At 32.8% G+C, this 25,934-nt stretch carries 17 protein-coding genes; 10 read left to right on the forward strand and 7 right to left on the reverse strand.

From position 1 onward, the window contains the following. Window positions 1–929: 929 nt before the first annotated feature. Window positions 930–1,622, reverse strand: a complete 693-nt coding sequence (locus tag SHI72_RS16365; protein WP_323490711.1) for an SIMPL domain-containing protein — start codon at window positions 1,620–1,622, stop codon at window positions 930–932. 50 nt (window positions 1,623–1,672) lie between these two features. Then, a complete protein-coding gene (locus SHI72_RS16370; protein ID WP_323490712.1) occupies window positions 1,673–2,311 on the reverse strand; it encodes a rhomboid family intramembrane serine protease in 639 nt (212 codons plus the stop codon). Window positions 2,312–2,424: 113 nt separating this feature from the next. Between SHI72_RS16370 and SHI72_RS16375 the strand changes: the two genes are divergently transcribed. After that, window positions 2,425–3,294: a lysophospholipid acyltransferase family protein gene (locus SHI72_RS16375; protein WP_323490713.1), complete on the forward strand. Its 870-nt coding sequence runs from the start codon at window positions 2,425–2,427 to the stop codon at window positions 3,292–3,294. 67 nt (window positions 3,295–3,361) lie between these two features. Here the strand turns inward: SHI72_RS16375 and SHI72_RS16380 are convergent, their stop codons facing one another. Beyond that, window positions 3,362–4,120, reverse strand: coding sequence for a hypothetical protein (locus tag SHI72_RS16380; RefSeq protein ID WP_323490714.1), 759 nt, complete (start codon window positions 4,118–4,120; stop codon window positions 3,362–3,364). 205 nt (window positions 4,121–4,325) lie between these two features. Further along, window positions 4,326–5,714, reverse strand: coding sequence for a phosphoglucosamine mutase (glmM, locus tag SHI72_RS16385; protein ID WP_323490715.1), 1,389 nt, complete (start codon window positions 5,712–5,714; stop codon window positions 4,326–4,328). A gap of 189 nt (window positions 5,715–5,903) precedes the next feature. Here glmM and SHI72_RS16390 point away from each other — a divergent pair, with 189 nt between their 5' ends. From SHI72_RS16390 to SHI72_RS16425, 8 genes are all read left to right on the forward strand, one after another. Next, window positions 5,904–6,488, forward strand: a complete 585-nt coding sequence (locus SHI72_RS16390) for an ACP phosphodiesterase (RefSeq protein ID WP_039119914.1) — start codon at window positions 5,904–5,906, stop codon at window positions 6,486–6,488. Continuing rightward, window positions 6,485–8,170: a gamma-glutamyltransferase gene (ggt, locus tag SHI72_RS16395; protein WP_039116374.1), complete on the forward strand. Its 1,686-nt coding sequence runs from the start codon at window positions 6,485–6,487 to the stop codon at window positions 8,168–8,170. Before SHI72_RS16390 ends, ggt begins: the two co-directional genes overlap by 4 nt. Window positions 8,171–8,299: 129 nt before the next feature. Continuing rightward, the gene (locus SHI72_RS16400) at window positions 8,300–10,084 is read left to right on the forward strand and encodes a chloride channel protein (protein WP_039119911.1); all 1,785 of its coding nucleotides are present in this window, start codon (window positions 8,300–8,302) and stop codon (window positions 10,082–10,084) included. Between the two features lie 63 nt (window positions 10,085–10,147). Further along, window positions 10,148–11,101 (forward strand): Fic family protein, encoded by a 954-nt coding sequence (locus SHI72_RS16405; protein WP_323490855.1) that lies wholly within the window; start codon window positions 10,148–10,150, stop codon window positions 11,099–11,101. Between the two features lie 332 nt (window positions 11,102–11,433). Next, on the forward strand, window positions 11,434–14,265 hold the full coding sequence (gene uvrA / locus SHI72_RS16410) for an excinuclease ABC subunit UvrA (protein WP_323490716.1): 2,832 nt from the start codon (window positions 11,434–11,436) through the stop codon (window positions 14,263–14,265). Window positions 14,266–14,417: 152 nt separating this feature from the next. Next, window positions 14,418–15,146 (forward strand): TIGR00730 family Rossman fold protein, encoded by a 729-nt coding sequence (locus SHI72_RS16415; protein WP_035628114.1) that lies wholly within the window; start codon window positions 14,418–14,420, stop codon window positions 15,144–15,146. A gap of 198 nt (window positions 15,147–15,344) precedes the next feature. After that, window positions 15,345–18,092 (forward strand): aminopeptidase, encoded by a 2,748-nt coding sequence (locus SHI72_RS16420; protein ID WP_323490856.1) that lies wholly within the window; start codon window positions 15,345–15,347, stop codon window positions 18,090–18,092. A 187-nt stretch (window positions 18,093–18,279) separates the two neighbouring features. Next, complete coding sequence (locus SHI72_RS16425) at window positions 18,280–20,688, forward strand: alpha-ketoacid dehydrogenase subunit alpha/beta (RefSeq protein WP_323490717.1); 2,409 nt, start codon at window positions 18,280–18,282, stop codon at window positions 20,686–20,688. Window positions 20,689–20,905: 217 nt separating this feature from the next. On the opposite strand, the gene kdsB is transcribed toward SHI72_RS16425, so the two are convergent. After that, window positions 20,906–21,640: a 3-deoxy-manno-octulosonate cytidylyltransferase gene (gene kdsB, locus SHI72_RS16430; RefSeq protein ID WP_323490718.1), complete on the reverse strand. Its 735-nt coding sequence runs from the start codon at window positions 21,638–21,640 to the stop codon at window positions 20,906–20,908. Between the two features lie 141 nt (window positions 21,641–21,781). On the opposite strand from kdsB, the gene SHI72_RS16435 reads away from it, so the two are divergent. Beyond that, complete coding sequence (locus SHI72_RS16435) at window positions 21,782–23,107, forward strand: PQQ-binding-like beta-propeller repeat protein (RefSeq protein WP_323490719.1); 1,326 nt, start codon at window positions 21,782–21,784, stop codon at window positions 23,105–23,107. A 341-nt stretch (window positions 23,108–23,448) separates the two neighbouring features. Here SHI72_RS16435 and ygiD read toward each other — a convergent pair whose 3' ends face one another. Further along, window positions 23,449–24,279, reverse strand: coding sequence for a 4,5-DOPA dioxygenase extradiol (gene ygiD, locus SHI72_RS16440; RefSeq protein ID WP_323490720.1), 831 nt, complete (start codon window positions 24,277–24,279; stop codon window positions 23,449–23,451). An 80-nt stretch (window positions 24,280–24,359) separates the two neighbouring features. After that, window positions 24,360–25,784 (reverse strand): ATP-dependent DNA helicase, encoded by a 1,425-nt coding sequence (locus tag SHI72_RS16445; RefSeq protein ID WP_323490721.1) that lies wholly within the window; start codon window positions 25,782–25,784, stop codon window positions 24,360–24,362. Window positions 25,785–25,934: the final 150 nt, after the last annotated feature.

Here is a 25,934-nt window from a genome sequence, read left to right on the forward strand (position 1 = left end):
ATCGATTCTATTACTCTTATTTTGTTGTTTTAAGATCTCTCTTAAAACGGCTGTCAATTCAATATGTCTAGGAACGTGTTCTTCTTTTTTTAATATCGCTTGTTTCTCAAAGCGGGTGCAAAAGTAGAAAAGTCTTTTCTAACTGGCAAGAAATTTGTGAAGTTTTTTTTTGGAAAATTTTCGTTTCCGTTTTCTTCTTTCTTATCAATCTTTCAAGGAACTTTCCGTTGTTTTGCGGGGTGCAAATGTAACATCCGTTTTCCATTCTCACAAGCTTTTCTAAATCTTTTTTTTTAGAATTTTATTTCTAATTTGATTCGTCTTGCTTGCCAGTATTTAAAGGAACGTTTGTCGTTGTTGCGGGTGCAAAACTACCACCTTTATTCAGTTAATCAATACTTTTTAGAGAGTATTTTTGGTTTATTTTTTAACAGTCTGATAACATTGCGTTTACAGCTGTGATTTTTTCTTTCTATCTGGCTTTTTTAGGCTTTTTACCTGTTTTTGCTGGGTTTCGCGCAAAGTCGCTAAGACGCAAAGTCTTTTTTATTGTCTTCCTTATGGGAGTTTTGTTATGTTTTGTCGCCCCTAGCCCTGATAGTAGTGGAAATCCTTGGCCTTTTTTCTTTAAAAAGGACAAGATTGTAGCGCATAGCAGGAAATAGCTCCTGAAAAAACTACTCATATATAATATAGTACAATCTTACTCCTATATATAAGGCCCAAAAAAAAGCGGCTACTATATATAGTAGCCGCTTATCATAACTTGATTTGATTATTACTGAAACTCACAACAAGGTCCCTTCATCAATCTTACCTACTCTTATATACAAGAACAACATCACACCTTATATACAAGAGAAAATAGTCACGTAAAAAAAATCCCGTCATTTATAAAATGACGGGATTAACTATTTAGAGGTTTTTATTTATTCTAAAATAAAACTCACACTTACATTTGATACAATTTCTATTTCTCCAATCGCAAGCGTTTCATTAGAAGCTGCACCTGCACTATCCATAGCCATAGATTTCATAGCTGCATACATAGGTTGCGGACGATATCCTTGTGAGTTATCTGAAATAACAATTGCTTTACCTACTTTTTGCCCTAAAACTGAAACATAATCTTCTGCTTTAGACTTCGCATCTTTTATTGCCAATTTTCTAGCTTCTGACTCATGTTGTGCTAGTTTTGAAGATTCGAAAGTAACACCATCGATACGATTGATTCCCTGATCAACCAAACCTTCCATTAACTCATCGTACTTAGTTAAATCTTTCAACGAGATTTCTACTGTTTGTGTAGCGTTATAATTATGTTTCTTTTTTTCATAATCATATTGCGGATTTAGTGCGACTTGTTTTGTTTTGAAATCTGCAGTTGGAATATTCATTTTTTTAATGAATTTTAAAACAGCATCCATTTTCTGGTCGTTTTGCTTTTTTACATCTTTAGCATTACTTCCTTTGGTTTCAATTGTTGCTAAAATTGTTACCTGATCTGGAGCAACTTTTACTTTTCCTTCTCCAGACACACTAATTTGCGGAATTTGTTTTGTTTCTTGAGCGTAAGACATAGTCATAAACATAAGGGTTAAAAATAGAGCTACTTTTTTCATATTTGTATTATTTAATTGTTTTTTGTTATTCCTTTTCAAAAGTTGTGCCATTATAGTTTTCCTAGCTTAGCCATTACAAAAAGTATAGCAATTGGTATAGCTAACAAAACAACCATAAGACTGTGATCGTAAACTAAAGATGGGTCTTTTATCAATGTAATCATATAACCTCCAATGGCTCCGCCAAAATGCGCTGTATGCCCAATATTATCATTTTTAGCTCTCATCCCGTATATTGAATACAATAAATATAAGATTCCGAAAAGGTAAGCTGGCATCGGAATTATAAAAAATATCCCTAACATCATGTCAGGTTGTAATAATATCGCCGAATACAATATTCCTGTTACCGCTCCGGAAGCTCCTACTGCGCGATAACTATAATCATTTTTATGGAATAACATGGTTAGTAAACTACCAAAAACCAAACTACCAACATAAATCAATACAAACGAAAAATTTCCTAAATGATTAATAACTACTGGCGCGAAAAACCAAAGCGTTAACATATTAAAAAGTAAATGCATCATATCTACATGCAAGAAACCTGATGTTAACATTCTTATTTGTTCTCCTGAACGTATACTCCCTACGTGAAATTCATATTTTCTAAAAAAAGAAAGATCGTTAAATCCTTTATAACTAACTAAAACATTGGCAACAATTATTCCTATCAAAATGGTATTCATATACTATATTTATTATGAATTGTAAATATAGTCATTCTCCCAGAAATCACAGTTACTGATTAAAATATATACGTTATCCATTTTTGAGTTATATTTGTAAAAAATAAAACTGCATGCAATTCCTCGTTTATATACTGGCATATCCATTACTTTGGATTATATCTATTCTTCCATTTCCAATTTTTTATTTATTTTCTGATGTTGTTTATTTCATAGTTTACTACTTGGTTAGATACCGAAGAAAAACAGTGAAAGAAAATTTAGCACTTGCTTTACCTCATCTTACTGATAAAGAAAGAAAAACAATCGAAAAGAAATTCTACCAACACATGTGTGACATGTTCTTGGAAATGATAAAAACGATGACTATTTCTCCTGAAGAAATGCGCAAACGTTTTGTTCTTACTAATGTTGAACTTATAAAAGAATACGAAGAAAAAGGTAAAAGTGTCGTTCTTGTAGCTTCACATTATGCAAGCTGGGAATGGCTGTTAACTCTAAATGCTCAAATAAAATTTAGAGGAATTGGTGTTTACAAAAAAATTGTAAATCCTTATTTTGATAAACTAGTTAGAAAAATTCGCTCTAAATATGACGCTGATTTAGTCGAAACTAAAAAAATAATCCCTCTTATGGCACAAAACCAAAGAGACGGCATTTTGAGCATGTATGGTTTAGCGAGTGACCAATCTCCTAAACTAGACAGGGCTTTTCATTGGGATAATTTTATGGGAATTGAAGTTCCTGTACATACTGGTGCAGAAATGCTGGCTAGAAAATACAATTTGAGTGTTTTATTTGTGAAAGTAAAAAAAGTAAAACGCGGATATTATGAAGCTACTTTTATCCCTATTTGTGATACTCCTAAAAAAGCGGATGGCTTTGAAATCACTCATACTTATTTAAAGGAAGTTGAAAAACAAATCTTAGAAGCTCCTGAGTATTATTTGTGGACTCATAAAAGATGGAAGCACAGAAGATAATTCATAAAAAAAAAAAAAACAATCTATTTTATCATCAAAGAAAAGAAATAGACTGTATTTTTAAACATTAATAGAAGTATTCTTTTGTGGAGATTTTATTATTATCAATACTAGTTCTTAAAGTTGGAAATCCTTTTGAATTGTATGAATATTCAAATACACTTATCGTTTTTTGAAGAGAATCTGAGAAAAACTCATTTATGCTTGAAGCTGTTGATGTAGTTTTAACTAGGTTATTTTTATTACCATTTAATATACTAAGAAATCGGTCATCATCAAACAATAGATCACAACCCAAAATATTTTTATACGGATTGTTCTTAGTATCATACTCTTTTATTATCGTTTGAGTCACAACGTCACTATTGTCTTTCATTACATACTCTTTTTTTACAAGATTACCATCTACAAACAGAAGATTACCCCTCGATCTTTCTGTTTCCATCGAATTAAAAACATAGTACTTTTTAAACGAAACAGTTCCGTCCACGTTATGCATATAAATAGTTTTAGTGAAACCATTATCTCCAGTAAATTTTTCTGTATAACTAACTAACTTTCCATTATCATACCCAAACTCATATGTAATGTAAGCTGAAGCCTGTTTAGTAATATAATTTCCTGTATACGTAAAACTAACATCACCAATACTAACTATTCTGTTTCCATTATATACATATTCAGAAGAGTATATCACTTTATTATTTTCTTTACCAATCTCTTTTCTTAATAAAATATTCGCAGAATCATTTTCATAATCATCATCTTTAGAGCAAGAAGAAAGTATTAATACAGAAACTAAAAATATATAAAATATTTTTTTCATTATTTTTGATATTATTTTTTTTTTAATTTAGAATGCTATTTTCGTTAAATTTTATGAATAAAATGCATTTTAAATATTAACGATGACAGAGTTCAAATACATAAATCTCAACAAATTTATTAACTAATAAACATCATGTTAATTTCATAATAAAAATGCCCGAAATTAAATTTCGGGCATTTTTTATTCTATTTTATCGCAAAAATTAAATTCCTGCGATTGCTTTTATTTCATCTATAATTCTCAAAGCAAGAACATCTGCTTTTTCTTGAGAAGGTGCTTCGGTATAAATACGAATAATTGGTTCTGTATTTGACTTTCTTAAATGTACCCATTCTGTAGCAAAATCAATTTTTACTCCATCAATTGTAGTAATATCTTCATTTTTATATTTCTCTGTCATTGCAACAAGAATCGCATCTACATCTATTTGTGGTGTTAATTCGATTTTGTTTTTACTCATATAATACTCCGGATATGAAGCACGCAAAGCTGAAACTGTCATTTTTTTGTTTGCTAAATGCGTCAAGAACAATGCAACTCCTACCAAACTATCTCTTCCGTAGTGAGATTCTGGATAAATAATTCCTCCATTTCCTTCTCCTCCAATAATAGCATTGTTTTTTTTCATCAACTCTACTACATTCACTTCTCCTACTGCACTGGCTTCGTATTTTCCTCCATGAGAAACTGTAACATCTCTTAAAGCGCGAGATGATGACATATTCGAAACTGTGTTTCCTGGCGTTTTACTTAAAACATAATCTGCACAAGCAACTAATGTATATTCTTCACCAAACATTTCTCCGTCTTCACAGATAAATGCCAAACGATCTACATCTGGATCTACCACTACTCCTAAATGCGCTTTTTCTTTTACAACTAATTCAGAGATATCTGTAAGATGCTCTTTTAATGGTTCTGGGTTATGAGGGAAATGTCCGTTTGGTTCGCAGTATAATTTTACTACTTCAACTCCCATTAATTCTAATAATTTTGGGATTATAATTCCTCCTGAAGAATTCACACCATCTACAACAACTTTAAATTTTGCTGCTTTTACTGCTTCAACATCTACTAAAGGTAAATTTAAAACTTCATCGATATGAATATCCATATACGCATCATTCGATATAACTTCGCCCAAACTGTCTACATCTGAAAAGTCGAAAGCTTCTGCTTCGGCAATTTCTAAAATTTTTGCACCTTCTGCTCCATTAAGAAATTCTCCTTTTTCATTCAATAACTTTAATGCATTCCATTGTTTTGGATTATGCGATGCCGTAAGTATTATTCCTCCATCAGCTTTTTCTAAAGGCACAGCAACTTCTACAGTTGGTGTTGTTGAAAGACCTAAATCTATCACATCAATCCCTAGCCCAACTAATGTATTTACAACTAAATTATGAATCATTGGACCTGAAATTCTTGCGTCACGACCAATTACAACAGTTAGTTTTTCTTTTTTAATATTATTTTTAAGGAAGGTTCCATAGGCCGAAGCAAATTTTACTGCATCAACCGGAGTAAGATTGTCCCCTACTTTACCTCCAATTGTTCCTCTTATCCCTGATATCGATTTTATTAAAGTCATTATATTGAGTTATGGTTATAGCTACAAATATAAAAAAGTTGCCGAGTAAGTAAGAGAATAAAAAGCCAAGATTTTAAAAAAGTAGTCAAAGCATTCTGTTTTTAGACAAATGAGTTGAAAAGTTTTTATACTTTTACATGAGTAAACTTAGTGCCTTCTGTTTTTAGAACCTTAGTAACTCCTATAAAAATGAATTTCCTAGCTCATATATATCTTTCTGGCGACAATGATTTGATTAAAATCGGCAATTTTATGGCCGATGGAATTCGGGGGAAACAATTTGAAAGTTTTCCTGCTGAAGTTCAAAAAGGTATTATTTTGCATCGTGCTATAGATACTTATACTGATGCCCATCCTGTGTTTAGACAAAGCACCAAAAAACTTCATGAAAAATACCATCATTATGCTGGTGTTATTATTGATATATTTTACGATCATTTTTTAGCCAAAAACTGGAAAACTTATTCAGATGAAAATCTTAATGATTTTGTTGATAGATTTTACAATTCTTTGACTGAAAATCATAGCATTTTAAGCGAAAAAACACAACGTATAATGCCTATTATGTTTCACGAAAACTGGCTCGTTAGTTACCAAACCATCGAAGGGATTAATCATATCCTGACTCAGATGGATCGCAGAACAAAAAACACTTCAAAAATGCAATTCGCTACAGCGGAATTAAAAGAATTCTACACCGAATTTGAAGCTGAATTCACTAATTTTTTTGAAGATTTAAAACAACACGTTAATCACAAATTACTTTCATTATGAAGAAGATTGCCTTTTTATGCTATTTTATCTCGCTTACCTCTTTTGCCCAAAACACAACTAATCAACCAACAGGATTAGTTACCAGCAAAGCAATGGTTGTTTCGGCACGAGCTGAAGCATCCAAAATTGGTTCCGACATTATGAAAAAAGGAGGAAATGCATTTGATGCTATGGTTGCTACCGAATTAGCATTGGCCGTAGCCTTTCCATACGCAGGAAACATTGGCGGAGGAGGATTTATGGTCTACCGAAAAGCAAATGGTGAAGTTGGATCTATTGATTATAGAGAAAGAGCTCCTCTGAAAGCTACCAAAGATATGTTTCTTGATAAAGACGGAAACGTTATTAAAGGAAAAAGTACCGAAACTGCTCTAGCTATTGGAATACCAGGAACTGTTGCAGGAGTTTTTGCAGTACACAAAAAATTTGGTTCCTTACCTATGTCAACAATTTTAGAACCTGTTATTGCACTGGCAGAAAGAGGTGTAATTGTGACTAAAAAACAAGAAGAGCGTTTAAACAATTACCGAGATGTAATTATAGAAAGAAACGGCAAAAATACTTTGTTAGCAACCGTATATAAAGAAAATGATACTATAAAATATTCTGCTCTTGCAGAAACTTTAAAAAGGATTCAGAAAAATGGTCGTGATGAATTTTACAAAGGAAAAACTGCTAAAATATTAGTTGATTATCTTAACAAAAGAGGTGGGATTATCTCTATGAAAGATTTAGCATCATATGAAGTAAAATGGAGAAAACCATTAACTTTTAATTACAAAGATTTAAAAATTACTTCGATGTCTCCACCTAGTAGTGGTGGAATTTGTTTGGCACAAATACTAAAAATGATTGAACCCTACGATTTAGAAAAAATGGGACATAATTCGGCAGAAGCAATTCAGGTAATTGTAGAAGCAGAAAGAAGAGCTTATGCTGATAGAAGTTACTTTTTAGGCGATCCTGATTTTGTAAAAATCCCATTAAAAGGATTACTTTCTGATGATTATTTAAAACAAAGAATGTCTACTTTTAGTTTTGACAAAGCTACTTTGTCTTCGGATGTAAAACATGGAGAAATAAAATATAGCGAAAGTACTGAAACAACACATTATTCAATCGTAGATCAATTTGGTAATGCTGTTGCAGCAACAACGACAATTAACGATGCATACGGCTCTAAGTATTACTGTGATGAACTAGGTTTTTTCCTAAATAACGAAATGGATGATTTTAGCGTAAAACCTGGAGAACCTAATATGTTTGGATTAGTAGGAAATGAAGCTAATAGTATTGCTCCTCAAAAAAGAATGCTAAGCTCTATGACTCCTACAATTGTGGAAAAAAATGGTAGTTTATATATGGTTGTTGGAACTCCAGGTGGTTCTACAATTATTACATCGGTTTTGCAAACTATTTTAAATGTGCATGAATACAATTTTAGTATGCAGGAAGCTGTAAATGCACCTCGTTTTCATCACCAATGGTTACCTGACAATATTAGCTTTGAACCAAAAGCTTTTGATTCGAAAACACTTGAATATTTAAAAACCAAAAATTATATCATCAACGAAAAAAATCCTCCTGTAATTGGAAAAGTAGATGCTATTTTGGTTTTACCAAACAAAACTCTAGAAGGTGGTGCTGATTTCCGTGGAGATGATACAGCTGTTGGTTTTTAATTAAATAACATATAAAATGTTCTTTTTTTGAAGCTGTTAATTTCTTTCGAGAGATTAACAGCTTTAAAATTATATAGTTTGGGTTCTAAAAGCTAAATTTGCACTATTACATAACTTTTTTAAAACATAATGTTAAAAAAATACATCCGGAGATTTGAATCGATTATTGCAATGCTGCAATCTGTATTGACGCAAAAGCAATTTATATTCTTGTCCAGTGTTTTGGTTGGTATTTCATGCGCTTTTGCTGTAATTGTTTTAAAGACATTTGCCCACAGCGTATTTTCGTTTGCCACTTACATTAATGGTATTTTAAAATTAAGCTTCATCAATAGTATATTACCTATTATTGGTATTTTACTTACTGTTTTTGTTGTAAAAAGAGTTTTAGGCGGAACTATTGAAAAAGGTACTTCGCAGATATTATATACTGTTGCCAAGAAAGCGAGTATTATACCCAAAAAACAAATGTATGCCCAAATCATTACAAGCTCTCTTACTGTTGGTCTTGGTGGATCTGCAGGTTTAGAAAGTCCAATTGTGGTTACTGGAGCAGCATTTGGTTCTAATTATGCACAAAACTATAAACTACCTTATAAAGACAGAACTTTACTTATAGGTTGCGGTGTTGCAGCTGGAATTGCAGCGGCATTTAATGCGCCAATTGCTGGAGTTCTTTTTGCTATCGAAGTTTTATTGGTCGATGTAAGTATTTCGGCATTTACCCCAATTATGATTTCGGCTGCTACTGGTGCTTTGGTTTCGGCAATTGTTTTAGACGAGAGCATCTTATTAAATTTTAAGCAACAACAAACATTCGATTATCATAATATACCTTTCTACGTACTTCTAGGTGTATTAACTGGATTTGTAGCCGTTTATTACGCTAGAAATTTTCAGAGAGTCGAACATTATTTTTCCAAATTAAAATTAAGCCCTTATAAAAAAGCTTTATTTGGTTCTTCGATGTTAGCAGTTTTAATTTTTATCTTTCCAACATTATTTGGTGAGGGATATGAAAGTATAAAAACCTTATCCGAAAGTGATCCCGGAAAATTATTAGATAATACCTTATTTGCAAGCTTCAGAAACAATCAATGGGTTTTACTACTTTTTGTGGGATGTACTATGATGATGAAAGTTTTTGCTTCTGGCTTAACTATTGGTAGTGGTGGTAATGGAGGAAACTTTGCTCCTTCTTTATTTTTAGGTTCTTATTTAGGGTATTTCTTTTCAAAATTTGTTACCCTAATCGGACTTTCAAAATTGCCTATTAGTAATTTTACCATGGTAGGAATGGCTGGAATATTAAGCGGATTATTTCATGCACCTCTTACAGCAATTTTCCTGATCGCAGAAATTACTGGTGGTTATAGCTTAATGATTCCTCTTATGATAGTTTCATCTATAAGTTTTGCTATTTCTAAACGTTTTGAGAAATATTCGCTTGACGTAAAAGGTTTAGCAAAAAAAGGTCATGCTTTTACAAGCAATAAAGATTCTAATATTTTATCAACCTTAGAGATTGATTCTATCATTCAAACTGACTATTTAACTGTTTCTCCAGATGAGCATCTTAGTAAGCTAGTCGATTATATATCACATTCTAATCAAGTTGTTTTCGCGGTCGTAAATAACGATGGTGAATTAGTAGGGATTGTACATTTTAATGATATTCGTGAGATTATATTTAATGTGTACCGAGTAAAATACACCTTGATAAAAGATGTTATGAAAACTCCTCCAGCTACTATCTCATCAATAGATAGCATGGAAACGGTGATGAATAAATTTGAAGCATCTAAAGTGGCATTTTTACCTGTAATAAGAAATGGGAAATATTACGGCTTCATCTCCAAATCTATAGCTTTAGAAGCTTATAGAACTAAGTTAAGATCTATGACGATAGAATAAGCTTAACATCGGATAGAATTGGAATTAGATTTATCCGATATTAAGACGTATCTTTTGGGTATTATGTTGAATATAGACTTAACATATAGAACCGAATTTCAATCAACATTTGAAAGACTCTACCAGAAAAGACAAGATTTGCAAGCCAGCAGACCATTGCCTAACATTGCTTTGCATAAAATTCGCGAAAGCTTATCGATAGAATGGACATACAACTCCAATGGTATCGAAGGTAATACTATGAGTTTGCGAGAAACTCAAATGGTGATTCAAGAAGGGATAACTATAAAAGGAAAATCACTTCGAGAACATTTTGAAACTCATAACCATGATAAAGCCATTGATTATTTATATTCCATTGTAAGCGATGATTACAAACTACGAAGCATAGATATTCTTTCTCTTCATGGATTGGTCTTACGCTCTATCGAAGATGATTTTGCAGGACGTATTCGTAATGGTGGTGTTCGTATTTCGGGAGCTAATTTTATGCCTCCAAATGCCAATAAAGTCTCTGATTATCTTGATGAATTAATTGATTTTATAAATACAAATCCGTTAGACTTAAATGATATTGAGTTGGCAGCAATTTTTCATCATAAGTTTGTTTGGATTCATCCATTTTTTGATGGAAATGGACGTACCGTTCGCTTGAGCATGAATTTATTATTGATGCGTTGTAGTTTTCCTCCTGCCATTATCCTCAAAAATGATAGAAAAAAATATTACGAGGCGCTCAATCAGGCTAATAATGGTAATTATCAAAAATTGATTCTCTTGATGAGTCAAGCTCTGGAAAGAACACTTAATATTTACCTAAACGCAATGCCTGGTAACGAAACCGAGTATCAAACAATATCTGATATTGTAAGCGAGCCAAGCGCACCTTATGGTCAGGAATATGTAAGTTTATTGGCTAGAACAGGAAAAATTGATGCTTATAAAGAAGGTCGAAATTGGTATACAACCAAAGAAGCTATTGATGATTATATTTTAACCCGCAAAAGAAAACGCTAACTACTTAAGTTGGCGTTTTTTTTATCTGTGCGAGTAATGGAACGCGGATGAAACGGATTCGCTATCGCGAAAACGCGGATAAACGCGGATTTTCACAAACTTTGAATCTGTTTTATTATTCTTTTAAAAATCAGTTTTTATCCGCGTCTTTACGAAGTAAATCAGTTTTATCTGTGTACTATTTTAACGCAACGTATATTAAATCAGTATTTTTAGATGAACATTATATAACAGTAAATTAATTTTATCCGCAATCTATTTTAACACAAACTTCTATACTGTTATATCAAAAGAACAAATCAAAATGGTAACTTTGCTTTTTTGCAAAAACTATGTCGGATACAAATAATACTATTGAAGTTCTTGGCGCAAGAGTTCACAACCTAAAAAACATCGATATTTCTATTCCTCGTGAAAAACTGGTCGTAATTACTGGTTTATCTGGTTCGGGGAAATCTTCTTTGGCATTTGATACTATCTATGCCGAAGGTCAGCGTCGTTATGTCGAAACTTTTTCGGCTTACGCGAGACAGTTTTTAGGTGGTCTGGAACGTCCTGATGTTGATAAAATCGACGGACTTTCGCCTGTAATTGCTATTGAGCAAAAAACAACCAGTAAGAGTCCGCGTTCTACCGTTGGGACTATTACCGAAATATACGATTTCCTACGTTTATTATATGCCAGAGGTGCTGATGCCTATAGTTATAATACGGGCGAAAAAATGGTGAGTTATAGCGATGAACAAATTAAGGATTTAATTATTCAAGATTTTAATGGCAAACGCATCAATATCCTTGCTCCTGTAATTAAGGCACGTAAAGGTCATTATGCCGAACTTTTCCAGCAAATTACCAAACAAGGTTTTTTAAAAGTCCGTGTTAATGGTGAAGTTCAGGATTTAGTTACCGGAATGAAACTGGATCGTTATAAAACCCACGATATCGAGATTGTTGTTGACAGAATGGTAATTGAAGATACTCCTGACAATCAAAAACGATTATCGGAAAGCATAAATACCGCAATGCATCATGGTGAAAATGTATTGATGATTCTAGATCAAGATACTAATGAGGTACGTTATTTTAGTCGTAACTTAATGTGTCCTTCTACAGGAATATCATACCAAAATCCAGAGCCAAATTTATTTTCTTTCAACTCCCCAAAAGGAGCTTGTGCGCATTGTAACGGATTAGGAACTGTAAATGAAATCAATGTTAAAAAAATAATACCTAATCCTAAGTTATCTATAAAAGCTGGTGGATTTGTTCCGCTTGGCGAATACAAATCGTCATGGATTTTTAAACAACTAGAAGTTATCGGAGAGAAGTTTGGTTTTAAAATTACCGATCCTATTGAAAAAATTTCTGATGAAGCCATGAATATGATTTTGCATGGTGGAAAAGATAAATTCACCGTAAACTCAAAAGATTTGGGTGTTGCTCGTGATTACAAAATAGATTTTGAAGGAATATCTAATTTCATCAAAAATCAGCATGACGAAAGTGCTTCGACTACAATAAAACGTTGGGCAAAAGACTTTATGGACGAAATAAAATGTCCGGAATGTCATGGTTCTCGATTAAAGAAAGAAGCTTTGTTTTTTAAAATAAACGAAAAGAATATCACTGAGTTATGTGATATGGATATATCTGATTTGACTGCGTGGTTCTTAGACTTGAACAGTCACTTATCAGACAAACAACTTTTAATTGCTTCTGAGGTTGTTAAGGAAATAAAAGACCGTTTGAACTTCCTTATGAATGTTGGTTTAAATTATTTGGCTTTAAGCCGAAGTTCTAAATCTCTTTCTGGTGGTGAAGCGCAACGTATTCGATTGGCAACTCAAATTGGTTCGCAATTAGTTGGTGTATTATACATTCTAGATGAGCCAAGTATTGGTCTACACCAAAGAGATAATGAAAAATTAATTCATTCTTTGGAACAATTGCGCGATATCGGGAACTCGGTTATTGTTGTAGAGCATGATAAAGATATGATTGAGCGTGCCGATTATGTAATTGATATTGGTCCGAAAGCAGGAAAATATGGTGGGGAAATTATCAGTAAAGGAACTCCAGGGGAGATTCTGCAGCACCATACCATCACGGCTATGTATATGAATGGCGAAATGAAAATCGAAATTCCTGCAAAACGTCGTGAAGGAAACGGAAAATTCTTAAAACTTACCGGAGCTACAGGAAATAACCTAAAGAATGTTTCGATTGAATTGCCTTTAGGAAAAATGATTTGTGTTACGGGAGTTTCAGGAAGCGGAAAATCGACTTTGATAAACGAAACACTTTATCCTATCCTTAACGCTTATTATTTTAATGGTGTAAAAAAACCACAACCGTATAAAAAAATAGAAGGTTTGGAACATATTGATAAAGTTATCGATATTGACCAAAGTCCGATTGGAAGAACTCCTCGTTCGAATCCTGCAACATATACAGAGGTTTTTACTGAAATAAGAAATCTGTTTACGATGACTTCCGAAAGTATGATTCGTGGGTATAAAGCAGGTCGTTTTAGTTTTAATGTAAAAGGTGGTCGTTGCGAAACTTGTGAAGGTTCGGGTGTGAGAACTATCGAAATGAATTTCTTGCCAGATGTTTATGTAGAATGTGAAACTTGCCAAGGAAAACGTTTTAACAGAGAAACTCTTGAGATACGTTATAAAGGAAAATCTATTTCGGATGTATTGAATATGACTGTTGATGAAGCTGTTCCTTTTTTTGAAAACATTCCGAAGATTTACAGAAAAGTAAAAACAATTCAGGATGTTGGTTTAGGTTATATTACGCTTGGACAGCAAAGTACAACACTTTCGGGTGGTGAGGCACAACGTATTAAACTTGCTGGGGAATTATCTAAAAAAGATACCGGAAATACGTTTTATATTCTTGATGAACCTACAACAGGATTACATTTTGAAGATATTCGGGTTCTTATGGATGTAATTAATAAACTGGTTGACAAAGGAAATACGATCCTGATTATCGAGCATAATATGGATGTAATAAAACTTGCCGATTATATTATTGATATTGGTCCTGAAGGCGGAAAAGGTGGCGGACAGCTTATTGCGAAAGGAACTCCTGAAGAAATAATTAAAAATAAGAAAAGTTATACAGCGCAGTTTTTGAAAAAAGAATTATCTTAGTATATTGCGCCCCGCTTTAGGGTAAAATAAAATTGATAAAGTATAGCCTAGCCCAGATGGGAACGGTATCCTTTTTATTTTTTCTTTAAAAATAAAAAGATACAAGTGGACAGCTGGAAATAGCTCCAAAAAAATAAATTAATACAAAGAAAATGAGATTAGAAGATTTTGATAATGACGAAGACAAAGTAATCCAAGATAGATTAAAACAAAAAACATGGAACGAAATTAGAACCAACGATAGTTGGGCGATTTTTAAGATCATGGCTGAGTTTGTAAATGGATATGAAAACATGGGACGTATTGGTCCGTGTGTATCTATTTTTGGTTCAGCGAGAACTAAACCAGAAGATAAATATTATTTATTGGCAGAAAAAATTGCCTATAAAATCAGTAAAGCTGGTTATGGTGTAATTACTGGTGGTGGTCCTGGAATTATGGAAGCTGGTAATAAAGGTGCTCACTTAGGCGGAGGAACTTCGGTAGGTTTGAACATTGAGTTACCATTTGAACAGCATTTTAACCCTTATATCGACCGTGATAAGAACTTAAACTTTGACTACTTTTTTGTACGTAAAGTAATGTTTGTTAAGTATTCGCAAGGTTTTGTGGTTATGCCTGGTGGTTTTGGAACTCTTGACGAAATGTTTGAAGCAATTACTTTAATCCAAACGAAGAAAATCGGTAAGTTCCCTATTATTTTGGTTGGAACTGAATTCTGGTCTGGATTAATTGATTGGGTAAAAACTGTATTGGTTGAGAAGGAACATACGGTAAGTCCTGATGACTTGAACTTATTTAAAATCGTTGATTCTGAGGATGAAGTAGTTGAAGCTCTGGATAAATTCTATAAGAAATATGATTTAAGCCCGAATTTTTAAATTTTAAAAAAGCTGTGTAAAAACAGCTTTTTTTTATGCTTTTTTATCAATAAGTGGCTTTATAAATCCACAATTAATAGTATATTTATTTCGTTAATAAATCTTTAAGGACAATCATTGAAGTTATTTTATAAAATTACGATTTGCACTTTTGTTTTATTGAGCTCGATAAAACAGTACGCACAGCATCATTCTAAAATGACGGTTGCGGTTAATCTCGAGCTAAAAACTCTGAATATCAGACAAGACATCACCTTTAATAATGTATCTAATGATACTTTAATTTCGGTAGTTCTTAATGATTGGAACAATTCTTTTTCGGATAAAAACACCCCTCTTGCTAAACGTTTTTCGGATGAGTTTTACAGAGGATTTCACCTTGCTAAACCTGAAGAAAGAGGGAATACTACAATTATAAGCCTGACAGATACAGAAGACGGAGCTTTGGTATGGGAAAGATCAGAAAAAAATCCCGATTATATTGTAGTCAAACTAAATCGAAAATTAGCTCCAAACGAAACAATTGTCTTACATCTTACCTACATCGTTAAGATTCCTAGTGATAAATTTACACGATATGGCTATTCTCAAAACGGAAGCTTAAACCTAAAAAACTGGTTCTTAAGCCCTGCCCGATTTGAAAACCATCGCTTTATAAAATACAATAATTATAATCTGGATGATATTGCCAATGCTGCAACTGATTATGAGGTAGAAATAAAAGTTCCTAATAATTACACCATTACTACTGACTTAAATAAGACTTCGCAAGAACAATTTGAGAAATACACCAATACTTTTTATTCTGGTAATAAAAGGACGGATTTAAGCTTATTTATTGAACCTAAAAACAGTTTTACTAGATATAAAATAGGTTCTACAGAGGTTGTTACTAATTTAAAGAACAACAATTTAAATGAAATCCAGAAAGCACTTGCTATAAACAGAATTGTAGATTATGCTAATAAGTATATTGGCGAATATCCGCATGAAAAAATTACGGTTTCGCAAATAGATTACGAAAGGAACCCATTTTATGGTCTGAACCAATTGCCTTCGTTTATAAATCCTTTTCCGGATGAGTTTATGTTTGAAATTAAGTTTTTAAAAACCTATTTAAATACTTATTTAAAAAATAGTTTACGTTTAGACCCAAGAAAAGACAACTGGATTTATGATGGCATACAAATATATGTCATGATGAAATACATTGAAGAAAACTATCCTGACCAGAAAATGATGGGAAGTCTCTCAAAACTGAAGATCTTAAAAAGCTACAAAATAACTAACCTGAGTTTTAACGAGCAATACAGTTATTTTTATATGCTTATGGCTCGCAAAAATCTAGACCAACCTCTGGGCGACCCTAAGAACACGCTTATAAAATTTAATGAACAAATTGCTAGTAAATATCGTGCTGGACTTAGCCTTAGTTATCTAGACGATTATTTGGGTAATAATAGCGTACAAACTAGTATTCAGGATTTTTATGAACTTAATAAAATAGAGCAAGTAAGTCGTAGTAATTTTGAAAGTCTTTTGAATTATAATGCAAAAAAAGACATTAATTGGTTCTTTGATATTATAATAAACTCTAGAGATATAATAGATTATAAGTTTAATAATGTTTCTAAAACTAAAGACAGCATTACATTTTCGTTAAAAAATAAAACAGAAACCTATGTTCCAATTCCTGTTTATGGAGTAAAGAAAAAGGAGGTAATGTTTAAACAATGGATTGATCCTAAAACTACTGACACTACATTTACCGTAGAAAGAAAAAATGCCGACAAAATTGTTTTAAACTATGATAATGAAGTTCCTGAGTATAACTTAAGAAACAACTGGAAATCACTAAAAGGTTTTTCGCCAACCAATCGTCCTATAAAATTTAATTTTGCCAAAGATCTCGAAGATCCGTATTACAATCAGATAATTTATATCCCTACGCTTAACTATAATTATTATGATGGGATTACTCCCGGAATACGTTTTCATAACAAAACGATATTAGACAAACCGTTTACTTTTGATATTAATCCTGCTTACTCTATAAAAGCAAAAACAATATCGGGTTCATCGGGTTTCTCGTATGTTCAAAATTTTAGAAACAGTACTTTATATAACGTAAAATATTCTTTTTCTGAATCTTATTTTCACTACGCTCCAGATGCAACTTATTTAAAGTTAAATCCATCTGTACAGTTGCGAATAAGAGAAGAAAACTTTCGTGACAACAGGAAACAACTTATTACGTTGCGCCAGGTAATTGTTAATAGAGAAAAAAGCAATTATGTTACAGACAATTCCAGTCCTAATTATTCTGTATTTAATGCGCGCTATTTTAATACTAAAACTGAAGTTACAAATCATTTTAACTTTATGTCAGAGGTACAATTTGCAAGTGAATTCGGGAAATTAGCTAGTGAAATAGAGTTCAGAAAACTTTTTGAGAACAATCGACAGGTAAATTTAAGAATGTATGCTGGAACGTTTATATACAACAATACCAATTCTGATTATTTTAGCTTTGGTATAGACCGCCCTACAGATTATTTGTATGATTATAATTATTACGGAAGGTCTGAGAGTACAGGTCTTTTTAGTCAGCAATTTATAATGGCCGAAGGTGGTTTTAAATCAAAACTAACTCCGCAATATGCAAATCAATGGATAACTACTTTAAATGCAAGTTATTCTCTTTGGAATTGGATTGAAGCCTACGGAGACGTAGGTTTTATTAAAAGTAAAGGTTTTGCAGAAAAATTTATATATGATAGTGGTATCCGATTAAATTTTGTTCCAGATTATTTTGAATTGTATTTTCCGGTATACTCTAACAATGGGTGGGAAATTTCTCAAGATAAATATGGAGAAAAGATACGTTTCGTAGTTACTTTATCACCTAAAACATTAACCAATCTTTTTACAAGAAAATGGTTTTAATCAAATAAAAACCAAACAAAACATAAATTATTATTACTAAATTACACAAAACGATAAAAAAACAACAAAAAAAGCATCCTATTATACCCTTTTAAATACAGATAATTAAATTATATTTTTTTTAACGAATTATGATAATTGCTAGTTTTTAATTAATTTTGTGATCTAACATGACCCATTCCAGATTATGATAAAAGAAAAAAACAATACTACACTTACTTTCGAAGATTTCAAAACCGAAGTTTTGAACGACTACAGAATCGCTATTATTAGCCGGGAATGTAGCTTAATAGGTCGTAAAGAAGTATTGACAGGAAAGGCCAAATTTGGAATTTTTGGCGATGGTAAAGAAGTTCCTCAATTGGCGATGGCAAAAGCCTTCAAGAATGGTGACTTCCGTTCGGGATATTACCGCGATCAAACTTTCATGATGGCAATTGGCGAGTTAACTCCTAAACAATTTTTTGCTGGTTTATACGGTCATACCGATCTAAACTTTGATCCAATGTCGGCAGGAAGACAAATGGGTGGACATTTTGTTACTCATAGTTTAAATGAAGATGGTTCTTGGAAAGACCTTACCAAACAAAAAAACTCTAGTGCAGATATTTCTCCTACCGCAGGACAAATGCCTAGATTATTAGGACTTGCACAAGCATCTAAAATATACAGAAACGTAGACGGAATAAAAATCAAAGATAATTTTTCTGTAAATGGTAACGAGATTGCATGGGGAACTATCGGAAACGCTAGTACATCTGAAGGATTATTCTTTGAAACCATAAATGCTGCCGGAGTACTGCAAGTACCAATGGTAATGAGCGTTTGGGATGATGAATACGGAATTTCGGTTCATGCAAGACATCAAACTACCAAAGAAAATATCTCGGAGATATTAAAAGGATACCAACGCGACGAAAACTCAAACGGATATGAAATCTTTAGAGTTAAAGGTTGGGATTATGCCGAATTAATTGCAACATACGAAGAAGCTGCAGCTATTGCACGCGAAAAACATGTCCCTGTATTAATTCATGTAAATGAGTTAACACAACCTCAAGGCCACTCGACTTCGGGTTCTCACGAACGTTATAAAAACGCAGCAAGACTGGCTTGGGAAAAAGATTTTGACTGTATTCGCCAAATGCGTTTATGGATGATTGCTATTAATATAGCATCGCCAGAAGAGTTGGACGAAATTGATATGGAACTAAAAAAAGAAGTACTCGATGCCAAAAAAGAAGCATGGAACTCTTTTATAGATCCAATTATCCAAGATCAAAAAGTATTGCTTACTTTATTAGAAACTACTGCAAATAATAGTACTACTAATAAGGAACAAATCTTAAAACTAACAAGCGAATTAGCGGCTATAAAATCTCCTCTAAAAAAGGAAATGCTTGCAACAGCCAGAAAAATATTGCGTTTAGTTGTAAATGAAGATAGCAAAACCGAATTAGCCAACTGGATTACTGCATACATTGCAACAACGCAAGAAAGATTCAGCAGCAATTTATTTTCAGATTCTAATCTTAATGTTTTCTCTGTAGAGAAAGTTTTACCTCAATATGAAGCAAACAGCCTAGATGTTGACGGAAGAATGATTGTAAGAGATAACTTTGATGCCATCTTTACTAAATATCCGGAAACCTTAATCTTTGGAGAAGATGTAGGAAACATTGGCGACGTAAACCAAGGTTTAGAAGGAATGCAAGAAAAGTATGGAGAACTTCGTGTTGCCGATGTAGGCATTCGTGAAGCAACCATAATAGGTCAAGGAATAGGAATGGCATTAAGAGGATTACGCCCTATTGCCGAAATCCAGTATTTAGATTATTTACTATATGCAATCCAAATCATGAGTGATGATTTGGCCACTTTACAATATAGAACCGTAGGTAAACAAAAAGCACCATTAATAATCAGAACACGTGGACACCGTTTAGAAGGTATCTGGCATTCGGGTTCTCCAATGGGAATGATTATAAATGCAATACGTGGAATACATGTACTTGTACCTAGAAACATGACGCAAGCAGCAGGATTTTACAACGCATTATTAGAATGTGATGAACCTGCGCTAGTAATCGAATGTTTAAACGGATATAGATTAAAAGAAAAAGCACCTACAAACTACGGAGAATTTAAAACACCAATTGGTGTTGTTGAAACCCTAAAAGAAGGTAAAGATATTACGCTAGTTTCTTACGGATCGACTTTGCGATTGGTAGAACAAGCAGCTACAGAGTTGCAACAAGTTGGTATTGACTGTGAAATTATCGATTTACAATCATTACTTCCGTTTGATATCAACCAAGATATTGTAAAAAGTATTGCCAAAACAAATCGTCTTCTTGTAATAGACGAAGATTTACCAGGTGGAGCTTCTGCTTATATCTTGCAACAAATTATCGAGCAACAAGATGCATACATGCATTTAGATAGCAAACCACAAACATTAACTGCAAAAGCGCACCGACCAGCATACGGAACCGATGGCGATTACTTCTCTAAACCTTCTGCCGAAGATATTTACGAAAAAGTATACAGCATGATGCATGAGGTTAATCCTTCTAAATTCCCTAATTTATATTAAGAATTTAGTTTGATTATCAAATATAAAAAAAGCTCCAAATTGTAATGATTTGGAGCTTTTTGTTTGAAGGTTCAAAGGTTCTGAGACACTAAGGTACAAAGGCTTCTGTTTGAGTAAAACAGGATTGAGAGTATTTACTCACTACTTTTGTTTACTCACAATATTGCCAGGCGGAGTCGAAGCCCCGTTTATAGAATCAACAATTATACAATAAATTCTATTTAGACAACAAAAGCACTCTTGCTTTCTCCAAATCTTCCGGTGTATCAATTCCAATACCTACATGAGTAGTTTCGACCATTTTAATGCACTTTCCAAACTCTAGATAACGTAATTGCTCTAACTTCTCCGAAGCTTCAAGCGATTTCATTGGCAAGCTATAAAAGTCTAATAAAGCTTGTTTTCTAAAAGCGTAAATCCCAATATGCTGAAAATAGCGCACACCAACAGCTGCATCTCTAGGATACGGAATAACCGAACGAGAAAAATACAAAGCAAAGCCACTTTGATCTACTACAACTTTTACGTTATTAGGGTTATTTATTTCAGTTTCATCTTTAATTTCACGCATTAAAGAAGCCAAATCGACTTTTTTGTCTGAGTCATTTCTGAAAACTTCAATTACTTTTGCCAAAGGTTCAGCATCGATAAAAGGTTCATCGCCTTGCACATTTACAACAATATCAACTTCCAGATTCTGGATAGCTTCAGCAATCCTATCACTCCCCGATTCATGTTCTTTAATACTCATAATGGCTTTACCTCCATTTGAGACAATCTCATCGAATATAATATCCGAATCTGTTACAACAAATACATCATCAAATAAATTGGTTTGTATTGCGGCCTGATACGTTCTTAAAATTACTGTTTTGCCGCCCAAATCTTGCATTAGTTTGGCGGGAAATCGTGTAGAAGCGTAACGTGCGGGAATAACTGCTATTATTTTCATTTATTGAATGTATTAGTGATAAATCGTAAAAACAAATATACCTATTCACAATCAGGTATTAAAAAATTATTTCTAACATATTTCTTAAATAATTAAACTTTAATATGTTATAAAATATTTATTTTTATGAGAAAAAAAAGTATGAAAAGATTATTAGCACTTCTCCCTCTCTATTTCTTTTTAGTAATAAATAATTCATTTGCACAAAAGAATGAATCCTCAATTATAAACTCATTTTCAGACCGAGTATTTCCTGGTAAAGGATATTTACCATTAGGAGATATTAAATGGAAATTTAAAACCAATGGTAAAATATTCTCGTCGCCAATAGCCAAAAACGGAATTGTATTTATTGGTAGCGAAGACGGATTTCTTTATGCTATCGAAGAGAAATCTGGAAATTTAAAATGGAAATTCAAAACTAATGGAGCAATTCATAACTCACCAAGTATTTACGAAAACACTATCTTTTTCGGCAGTTTCGATGGCTATTATTATGCCGTAAACACAACAACTGGTAAAGAAGTCTGGAAATTTAAAACAGGTGGAGAAAACTGGTATAGTGATCTTAGAATATTGAGCACGGAGCCAAATGACAAACCCATGGATGATTTATGGGACTTTTATTTATCATCACCTGTAGTTTATAAAGACAATAAATCGGCTTCGGTATTATTTGGGAGCAGTGATAGAAATGTATATTCGCTTGACGCAAAAAAAGGAAGCTTAAACTGGAAATTTAAAACCGAAGGACCAATTCATAGCACGCCAGTTCTAGATAAAAATACTTTATACATTGGTAGTTGGGATGCTAATTTATATGCTATAAACTGCCAAACAGGAAAAGAAAAATGGAAATTTGTAACCGAAGACAAAATAGGATTCAAAGGAATTCAATCTTCTGTAGCTGTTGCGGATGGAATGGTATATTTTGGTGCCAGAGATCCTCATTTTTTTGCTTTAGATTCTGAAACGGGAAAACTAATCTGGAAATACGATGCCGAAAGTTCATGGATTCTCAGCTCTGCTGTAATACTGAACAATATTATATATGTGGGAACTTCAGACACTTATGCCCTACTCGCATTAGATTCTAAAACCGGAAAAGAACTATATCGCTTTAGAACAAGCGGATATGTATATTCAAGTCCTGCAATTTCTGGAAATACCATTTATTTTGGAGATTTTACAGGTAATTTCTTTTCATTGGATATTCTTTCGCTTGGCAAAATATCTAATTTTATAAGCACCGATAGTAGAAAAAAACATGCTGCCGAAATTCTAAAAAATGACCAACTAGACTTTACATACGCAGCCAAAAATTCGGATTTATCCCAATATAAAGAAACTAAAAAAGTTATGGATGAGTTTTATAAACTTGGTCCAATTGTTTCTTCTCCATTTATTAGTAACAATACGGTTTATTTCGGGAGTGCCGATGGATATTTCTATGCTATTGGATTGTAAAATTTTATTTAGCTCACTTCAAAAAGGAACTCGGATGATACTGATTCGCCAAGGCGAAGACGCAGATTAAAACGGATTTTTTTAAAGCAATAAATAGAAAAGACGAAGTAAATCTGTAATTAAATTTTTCTCACGCAGATTTTAAAAGATTTAAGCCGATAAGCGCAGATTTATTTAGGACTAATTTTAAATTAAATCTGCTTTAATCTGCCGAATCTGCGTGAAAAAACATTTTAATCCTTTAATTTTATCTAAACTTTTTTAAGTTAGCTTCCCAAACCAAAGCCCAAAACTACTTTGTAGAAAACTGTGACTGTGACTGAAACTGTACACTATTTCTGTTACATAATCTTAACCGAAGTCATACTCAATGAACCAGCCAAGAGTTTATCATTAAATAAACTTAACTCTTCTGATTTATCTTTTAAGCCTAACGTATAAAGCAACGGCAAATAATGATCTGGTGTTGGAATCGCTAATTGAATCGCTTTATCCATTTTCTCGTAATTAATAAGCGGTTGAAAATTTCCATCCAGCAAATAATCATTAATAGTTTGTCGCGCTTCAATCGCCCAATCATAACCATAATTGTCTCTATCGTAATTATGAAAATCGACTAATCTTAAATTATGGACAATATTACCACTCCCAATAATCAAAACTCCTTTATGACGTAGGGATTGTAATTTTTGAGCCAACTCAAAATGATATTGTCCCGATTTTGTATAATCAATACTTAACTGAATCACCGGAACATTTGCTTCAGGATATAAATGTTTTATCACACTCCATGCCCCGTGATCCAAGCCCCAGGTTTCATCTAATTCTATTTCGACAGGAGTAAGTATTCTTTTAGTTTCAACGGCTAATTCCGGACTTCCTTTGGCAGGATATTGCACATCAAACAAAGCCTGAGGAAAACCTCCAAAATCATGAATAGTTTTAGGCATTTCCATCGCCGTGACTTTTGTTCCTTTGGTGTACCAATGTGCCGAAATACACAAAATAGCATTCGGCTGAGGCAATGTTTTTGCTAAGTTTCTAAATCCTGCAACAAACTCATTTTCTTCGATAGCATTCATTGGATTCCCATGCCCAAGAAACAAAACTGGCATTTTATCTGTATTCGAAAACGTAGACGAAATCGAATGTAAATCGTTTAGTGTTGTCATTGTAAAACTGATTTTCTAACACGAATTGCACTAATTTTCACTAATCTCAATCTAAAAAACAATTCGTGCTTATTTGTGTTTTATTCCTCAAAGCTCTCATCTTTAAAGCCTATCAAATATAATTTATTTTTTGCTCTTGTCATAGCAGTGTATAACCATCTTATGTAGTCACGGTCGATACCGTTTGGCAAATAAGGTTGTTCTATAAAGACTGTATCCCATTGCCCACCTTGCGATTTATGACACGTTATTGCATAAGAGAATTTTACTTGTAAACCATTAAAATATTCGTTGGCTTTTACCTTTTGGAATTTCTTATATTTTGTAGTTTCATTATCATAATCTTTCATCACCTCTTCATACAATCTATTCGATTCTTCGAAGGTTAACGATGGTGATTCGCTTTTTATAGTATCCAATAATAAAACCGTTTCAAAAGGTTTCTGATTTGGATAATCGACCATTCGTATTTTTACTTTCGCAAATTTGAAACCGTATAATTCCTGAATACTAAATATTTCCAGAATCTCGATAATATCACCATTGGCAATAAAACCAGCTTCATCAGAATCTTTTAGCCAGAAATAATTATTCTTAACTACCATCAGGAAATCGCCGGTAGAAAGATCACTTTCTTTAAATAGAATTTTGGCACGAATTTGTTCGTTATACTGATTGGCTCTTTTATTAGAACGCACAATAAACGCCGTATCTTCAATACTATAATTACTATATGCAGAGTTTATTGCATCCTGAATATCGTAACCATCTGTTAATCGCACAATATCTTTAAACTTCTTAACATCAAATCTAAACTCGGTAATAAAACTTTCTTTTAGTAATTCACGTAATTCCGTAGCATTAAATAAAATACCTGAGTTTTCTTCCTGACGCATTACTTCGTCAAGTTCTATATGCTCAATTTCTTTATTATAATTTACGCTTAACGTATGAATATCAAGTGCTGGACTAATATCTAAATTTACTGGTGGCAACTGAGCCGTATCTCCCAATAAAATCATTTTACAATTGGTTCCCGAATACACGTATGAAATCAAATCATCTAATAAAGAACCGTTTTCATATAGTTTAGAATCCGAATTACTATCTGAAATCATCGAAGCCTCATCAACTATAAAAATGGTGTTTTTATGCTTGTTTTGCTGAATGGTGAACGAAACTCCACCGCCAGAAGATTTCTTAGGGAAATATATTTTTTTATGGATTGTAAAAGCGGGTTTCTCCGAATAATTAGCAATTACTTTTGCAGCACGACCTGTTGGCGCAAGCAAAACATATTTCTTATCAATCTCGGCTAAATTATTTACAATGGTCGAAATTACCGTAGTTTTTCCTGTTCCTGCATATCCTTTTAGTACAAAAATCGTATCATTTGCTGTATCGGTTAAAAATATAGCAATCTTCTGAAAAAAAATATCCTGTTTATAGGTCGGAGAAAAAGGGAATTTTTTTTGTAAAAGACTATAAAACAGGGAAGAACTCATAACGGTTATATTAATGTAAAATTATCATCAAATATAGGTATCAAACGCGAGGGAACCACATAAAATCCCAAATGAATAAAAAAAAATTGTAAGTTTGTCATCACGTTTAATTCTATCTTGATTCTTAACAAGAATTGAATTCTAAATCCA

This window comes from Flavobacterium sp. PL02 (assembly GCF_035013205.1).
Lineage (GTDB): Bacteria > Bacteroidota > Bacteroidia > Flavobacteriales > Flavobacteriaceae > Flavobacterium.

Coding starts and splice junctions, on each gene's coding strand:
- SHI72_RS16365 (WP_323490711.1), bottom strand. CDS start 1,622: ATGAAAAAAGTAGCTCTATTTTTAACCCTTATGTTTATGACTATGTCT.
- SHI72_RS16370 (WP_323490712.1), bottom strand. CDS start 2,311: ATGAATACCATTTTGATAGGAATAATTGTTGCCAATGTTTTAGTTAGT.
- SHI72_RS16375 (WP_323490713.1), top strand. CDS start 2,425: ATGCAATTCCTCGTTTATATACTGGCATATCCATTACTTTGGATTATA.
- SHI72_RS16380 (WP_323490714.1), bottom strand. CDS start 4,120: ATGAAAAAAATATTTTATATATTTTTAGTTTCTGTATTAATACTTTCT.
- glmM (WP_323490715.1), bottom strand. CDS start 5,714: ATGACTTTAATAAAATCGATATCAGGGATAAGAGGAACAATTGGAGGT.
- SHI72_RS16390 (WP_039119914.1), top strand. CDS start 5,904: ATGAATTTCCTAGCTCATATATATCTTTCTGGCGACAATGATTTGATT.
- ggt (WP_039116374.1), top strand. CDS start 6,485: ATGAAGAAGATTGCCTTTTTATGCTATTTTATCTCGCTTACCTCTTTT.
- SHI72_RS16400 (WP_039119911.1), top strand. CDS start 8,300: ATGTTAAAAAAATACATCCGGAGATTTGAATCGATTATTGCAATGCTG.
- SHI72_RS16405 (WP_323490855.1), top strand. CDS start 10,148: ATGTTGAATATAGACTTAACATATAGAACCGAATTTCAATCAACATTT.
- uvrA (WP_323490716.1), top strand. CDS start 11,434: ATGTCGGATACAAATAATACTATTGAAGTTCTTGGCGCAAGAGTTCAC.
- SHI72_RS16415 (WP_035628114.1), top strand. CDS start 14,418: ATGAGATTAGAAGATTTTGATAATGACGAAGACAAAGTAATCCAAGAT.
- SHI72_RS16420 (WP_323490856.1), top strand. CDS start 15,345: ATGACGGTTGCGGTTAATCTCGAGCTAAAAACTCTGAATATCAGACAA.
- SHI72_RS16425 (WP_323490717.1), top strand. CDS start 18,280: ATGATAAAAGAAAAAAACAATACTACACTTACTTTCGAAGATTTCAAA.
- kdsB (WP_323490718.1), bottom strand. CDS start 21,640: ATGAAAATAATAGCAGTTATTCCCGCACGTTACGCTTCTACACGATTT.
- SHI72_RS16435 (WP_323490719.1), top strand. CDS start 21,782: ATGAAAAGATTATTAGCACTTCTCCCTCTCTATTTCTTTTTAGTAATA.
- ygiD (WP_323490720.1), bottom strand. CDS start 24,279: ATGACAACACTAAACGATTTACATTCGATTTCGTCTACGTTTTCGAAT.
- SHI72_RS16445 (WP_323490721.1), bottom strand. CDS start 25,784: ATGAGTTCTTCCCTGTTTTATAGTCTTTTACAAAAAAAATTCCCTTTT.